The organism is Rhodococcus sp. YH3-3 (assembly GCF_001653035.1).
GTDB classification, from domain to species: domain Bacteria; phylum Actinomycetota; class Actinomycetes; order Mycobacteriales; family Mycobacteriaceae; genus Rhodococcus_F; species Rhodococcus_F qingshengii.
The window spans coordinates 247376-251603 of record NZ_BCWH01000003.1; the positions used below are offsets into that span (position 1 = coordinate 247376).

At 63.7% G+C, this 4228-nt stretch carries 4 protein-coding genes and 1 pseudogene; 3 read left to right on the forward strand and 2 right to left on the reverse strand.

What is annotated here, in order from left to right:
- Together YH3_RS36875 and YH3_RS26290 are read right to left on the reverse strand one after the other, a co-directional pair.
- Positions 1 to 285: pseudogene (locus YH3_RS36875) on the reverse strand (1,4-alpha-glucan branching protein); the annotation flags it as partial.
- 29 nt (positions 286 to 314) lie between these two features.
- Complete coding sequence (locus YH3_RS26290; protein ID WP_042451468.1) at positions 315 to 1094, reverse strand: bifunctional 2-polyprenyl-6-hydroxyphenol methylase/3-demethylubiquinol 3-O-methyltransferase UbiG; 780 nt, start codon at positions 1092 to 1094, stop codon at positions 315 to 317.
- 271 nt (positions 1095 to 1365) lie between these two features.
- Between YH3_RS26290 and YH3_RS26295 the strand changes: the two genes are divergently transcribed.
- From YH3_RS26295 to YH3_RS26305, 3 genes are all read left to right on the forward strand, one after another.
- Positions 1366 to 2166 (forward strand): electron transfer flavoprotein subunit beta/FixA family protein, encoded by an 801-nt coding sequence (locus tag YH3_RS26295; protein WP_003944754.1) that lies wholly within the window; start codon positions 1366 to 1368, stop codon positions 2164 to 2166.
- A 48-nt stretch (positions 2167 to 2214) separates the two neighbouring features.
- On the forward strand, positions 2215 to 3171 hold the full coding sequence (locus tag YH3_RS26300) for an electron transfer flavoprotein subunit alpha/FixB family protein (protein WP_003944698.1): 957 nt from the start codon (positions 2215 to 2217) through the stop codon (positions 3169 to 3171).
- Positions 3172 to 3306: 135 nt separating this feature from the next.
- A complete protein-coding gene (locus tag YH3_RS26305; protein ID WP_003944707.1) occupies positions 3307 to 4143 on the forward strand; it encodes a GNAT family N-acetyltransferase in 837 nt (278 codons plus the stop codon).
- The last annotated feature ends 85 nt before the right edge of the window (positions 4144 to 4228 follow it).

The window sequence follows — 4228 nt, forward strand, 5'->3', positions numbered from 1 at the left end:
CGCCGCGTCCGGCATGCCGGCAGCCTCGTGGGCGCGGATTTGCCAGTTGCCGAGCCAGTGATGCATCCCGGCGAGGCAGTGGGGATCGTCCAACTGGGCCGCGAGTACGGGCGTGATTCCCAGCGTCAGCAGGTGCGATCGGCCCTCGTCGGCCAGGCGTCGTAGCGCGGCGGCGAGCGGAATGTACGACGCAGCCCAGGACTGGTAGATCCATTCCTCGCCGACTGGCCATCTGCCGTGGTTGGCGAGCCACGGCAGATGGGAGTGCAGAACCAGGGCGAACATCCCCGGTTCGGTGACGGGTGTTGCGTTACTCACTCGCCGGTTTCCTTCACGGCAATAGCGACGAGGTCGAGGCTGTCGTCGATGTCGGGTTCGCTGATGCTGAAGTCGTCGACGGTGATGCCCTCGACGTCGCGGGTGAGATCTTCCGGCCAGGGCTCGCCGGCCAACGCGCGGTCGATCTGCGCATTGATGAACGATCCGCCGTGCTTGGCGTCGAGTTCCTTCAGGCGCGAACCGTGGTGGACGCCGGTCATCAACTGAACGCGGAATCCGGCGTCTTCGAGCAATTCGGTCATTTCGGAGGCGTTGAGCTCACGAGTGTGGAAAGGGTTGAGCGGCGTGTCGCGGCCGGGGGAGAAGGTGATCCGGTTGGGGGTGCTGATGAGAAGTTCACCGCCGGGAGCGAGAACTCGGAAGCATTCGCGTAGGAACTGACCCTGATCCCACAGGTGCTCGATCACCTGGAAGTTGACGACGACGTCAACCGAGTTGTCGGCCAGTGGAAGCTCGGCGAGGTTGCCGTGGAGCATCTCGACGCGGGGGTAGCGGGCACGGACGTGCTCGACCGCGGAGATGTCGTAGTCGAGGCCGGTAACCTTTGTTGCGACGTCCGCAATCATGTTGGCGCCGTAGCCTTCTCCGGAACCGGCCTCGAGGACTCGGCGGTCCGTGCAGCGCTCCAGAAGTGCGCGGTACACCACTTCGTGGCGTCGGAACCAGTAGTTCTCCTCGGGGATTCCTGGCACGGTTCGTTCGCCCGTCAAGGGCAGGGGTGCGTCCTCGTGGTTGCTGACACTCGTTTCACTCACCCGTGCGAGATTAGTGCCATCCGAGTAGAACGTGTTCGCCGTGGTCCAGATCACTGCTGTCAATTCCTGTTCGTGCCGTTATGGTGGACGAGGTTCCACGTTAAGTTACCCACCGGTAACTTAACGTGGGGTAATCTAACGCACAGCCGACGTGAACCGAGAAATTCGCCCGTAGGGAGACCTGTCGGACTCTCTTTTCGGACGCTCGGACTGCGCGAGCACCACAGACGATTTATCAGGTGAATTACACACAGGAGGTCGACGAAGACCCATGACGAATATCGTTGTTTTGATCAAGCAGGTCCCCGACACATGGTCCGAGCGCAAGCTGACCGACGGCGACTACACGCTTGACCGTGAAGCCGCCGACGCAGTCCTCGACGAGATCAACGAGCGCTCCGTCGAAGAAGCACTCCTCATCAAGGAAGCTCAGGGCGGTGAGGTAACGGTGCTGTCCGCAGGTCCCGACCGCGCCACCGACGCTATCCGCAAGGCTCTCTCGATGGGCGCCGACAAGGCCGTCCACATCAACGACCCGGCACTGCACGGCTCCGACGCGATCCAGACCGCATGGACGCTCGCTGCTGCTCTCGGACAGATCACCTTCGAGAACGACGAGCCTGCCGACCTGATCATCGCCGGCAACGAGGCCACCGACGGCCGCGTCGGCGCTGTTCCGGCCATCATCGCCGAGTACCTGGGCATCCCGCAGCTCACGCAGCTGCGCAAGGTCGTCGTCGCCGACGGCAAGATCACCGGTGAGCGCGAGACCGACGAGGGCGTCTTCGGCCTCGAGGCTTCGCTGCCCGCGATCGTCTCGGTCACCGAGAAGATCAACGAGCCGCGCTTCCCGTCCTTCAAGGGCATCATGGCCGCGAAGAAGAAGGAAGTTCTCGTCTACACGCTGGCCGACCTCGGAGTCGACCCGGAGACCGTCGGAGTTGCCAACGCCGGCACCACCGTGACGTCCTCCACCCCCAAGCCCCCCCGTACCGCTGGTGAGCGCATCGTCGACGAGGGAGACGGTGGCACCAAGATTGCCGCGTACCTCGTCAGCAACAAGGTCATCTGATCGCGCCCTTCTAGACATCCAGCAGAAGAACTCAGGGAGAGTTAAGTCATGGCAGAAGTACTTGTGCTCGTAGAGCACGCAGAGGGTGCGCTGAAGAAGGTCAGCACCGAACTCATCACCGCTGCACGCGCACTCGGTGAGCCGTCGGCAGTTGTCGCCGGCCCCGCGGGCACCGCAGCAAAGCTCGCCGACGCTCTGGCAGCAGCCGGCGCCGAGAAGATCTACGTCGCCGAGTCCGACGACATCGACGGCTACCTCGTCACCCCCAAGGTCGACGTTCTCGCCGCTCTGGTCGAGTCCACCAGCCCGGCAGCAGTCATCACCGCAGCCGGCACCGAGGGCAAAGAGGTTGCCGGTCGTCTGGCTGCACGTCTGGGCTCCGGATTGCTGACCGACGTCATCGAGATCAAGGCTGACGGCACCGGCGTCCACTCCATCTTCGGTGGCGCGTTCACCGTCGAGGCCAAGGCCAACGGCGACGTTCCGGTCTACTCGGTTCGTCCGGGCGCAGTCGAGGCTGCTCCGCAGGCCGGCGCAGGCGAGCAGATCACCGTCGAGGTTCCGGCTCAGGACGAGAGTGCCGTCAAGGTCACCTCGCGTGAGCCCATTGTCGGCGGCGACCGCCCGGAGCTCACCGAGGCGTCGGTTGTCGTCTCCGGTGGACGTGGTGTCGGCAGCGCGGACAAGTTCTCCGTCGTCGAAGAGCTGGCCGATTCCCTCGGTGCTGCAGTCGGTGCTTCGCGTGCCGCTGTGGACTCGGGTTACTACCCCGGACAGTTCCAGGTCGGTCAGACCGGTAAGACGGTCTCCCCGCAGCTGTACATCGCGCTCGGCATTTCCGGTGCCATCCAGCACCGTGCCGGCATGCAGACGTCCAAGACCATCGTCGCGGTCAACAAGGACGAAGAGGCACCCATCTTCGAGATCGCCGACTTCGGCATCGTGGGCGACCTGTTCAACGTCGCACCGCAGCTCACCGAAGCTGTGAAGTCCCACAAGGGCTGAAAAGCACAAACTGCTGTGCGCCTTTATCAACCCCCCGCGGTTGATAAAGGCGCACAGTGCTTTATTCACCCGGCCTGCATCGGCATGTCACTTCGTCGATACCGAGACGCCGTTCGCGCTCGATAAACCTTGCGCATGACAATTACGTCAGTCCTTCGCTCCGCGAGTGACAATCTCGGCCGTGAGGTCGCCCAGCCGAGATATTCCCTGATCGTCTCCTCCGACCGCGAGCATCGTGTCGCTGCGCAGCGCCTTCGATACCGAGTGTTCGCCTCCGAGCCAGGCTTCTCCCTCCCCGCTTCGGCCGGGGTGTTCGAACTCGACGCCGACGCCTTCGACGAATTCTGTGATCATCTTCTCGTTCGCGACAACATCACCGAGGAGTACGTCGGCTGCTACCGAATGCTGCCGCCGGATTCCGCTGCGGCGGCCGGTGGGTATTACACCGCAACGGAATTCGACATCTCCGCGCTCGATCCGGTGGCGAACAGGATCGTCGAAATGGGTCGCGCGTGCGTCGATCCCGCTCACCGCACCGGATCCGTCCTGAGCCTGATGTGGTCGGGCATCCTGCACTATCTCGAATTGACCGGATACGAGTGGGTGATGGGCTGCGTCTCCGTGCCCGTCTTGCCGAGCCCCGATTCAATTGCCGGCGCCGATGTTCGCGGCGTCCGTGACTTCGTGATGAACAAGCACGCCAGTCCGGGGTCGCGGCGGGTGATCCCACGAAACCCGGTGGTCCTCGGGGGTCTGACGCTCGACGAGATCGCCGCACCGGAACGCGTGACGATGCCACCGTTGCTCCGTGGTTACTTGCGGATGGGCGCGATGATCTGCGGGGAACCTGCTCACGATCCCGAGTTCGGTGTGGCCGATTTTGTTGCGCTGCAGGGCCTTCACTCCGCCAACAAGCGCTATCTGGAACGGCTGCGATCGGCGGCCGCCGCACACGAGTCGGGGATCGGCTGATGACCGCGGCGGTGCCGTACTGGGTGCCGACGAGCCCCTGCGGCGACGGGTGCCTACCCGCGGACGCACCCGGTGTGTCGAGTAT